Below are 996 nucleotides of genomic sequence, written 5' to 3' on the forward strand. Positions count from 1 at the left end.
ACCCCCTTACTCCCCGCCCCCGTCCGGCCACACCTGGATGTGGTCCTCTTCCAGTTCCAGCAGCACTCTTCGTTCCATCTCCAGTGCCTCCGTGTACTCCGTGGGGAGCTGGAGGCGGCCCGCTCTGTCGAGCATCGCGTACTCGCGGGAGATCACCGACTCCTCGCCGGTCTGCTCGTCCAGGTGGGTGCGGCGCAGGACCTCCGTCGAGGTGCGGCCGTCGCGGATCGCCACCGTGCGGCGGACCTCGGTCGCGACCGTCTGGTCGTGGGTGACGATGACGATCGTCGTGCCCAGCTCCTCGTTCGCCTTGCGGAAGGCCGCGAAGATCTGTTCGGCCGTGGCGGAGTCGAGTTCGCCCGTCGGCTCGTCCGCCAGCAGGACCGCGGGGTTGTTGGCGAGGGCGACCGCGATCGCCACGCGCTGCTGCTCGCCGCCGGACATCTGGTGGGGGCGGCGGTCGCGGCAGTGGGCCACGTCCAGGAGTGTGAGGAGTTCGTCCGCCCGTGTCGACCGGTTCTTCGCGCGGCGGCTCCGCAACTGGATGGGCAGGGAGACGTTCTGAGCCGCCGTCAGGTACGGCAGAAGGTTCCTCGCCGTCTGCTGCCAGACGAAGCCGACCACCTCCCTGCGGTAGTCCAGCCGCGCCTTCGCGTCCATCGACAGCAGGTCCCGGCCCGCCACCTTCGCCTGGCCGGCCGTCGGGACGTCCAGGCCCGCCAGGATGTTCATCAGCGTGGACTTCCCGCTGCCGGACGCTCCCACCAGGGCCATCAGCTCACCCTCGGTGACCAGGAGGTCCAGACCCTGCAACGCCTGGACCTCCACGCCGTCCGTGGTGAAGATCCGTACCAGCCGGTCGCAGGCGATCAGGGCGTCATGGCCGTACGCCGGGCGGTCGCGGCGCGCCGCCGCCCGCGCCTCCAGCTCCGACAGCGTGCTGACCTGCGACCCGGACCCGGACCCGGACCCGGACCCGGACCCGGACCCCGTCCC

Annotated in this window: 1 protein-coding gene; it reads right to left on the reverse strand. The window is 71.1% G+C overall.

Annotated features, from left to right (window positions below):
• Positions 1 to 6 precede the first annotated feature (6 nt).
• Positions 7 to 936 (reverse strand): ABC transporter ATP-binding protein, encoded by a 930-nt coding sequence (locus ACJA3G_RS37580; RefSeq protein WP_406557485.1) that lies wholly within the window; start codon positions 934 to 936, stop codon positions 7 to 9.
• Positions 937 to 996 lie beyond the last annotated feature (60 nt).

It is taken from the genome of Streptomyces sp. YS-3 (assembly GCF_045257485.1).
Taxonomy (GTDB): domain Bacteria; phylum Actinomycetota; class Actinomycetes; order Streptomycetales; family Streptomycetaceae; genus Streptomyces.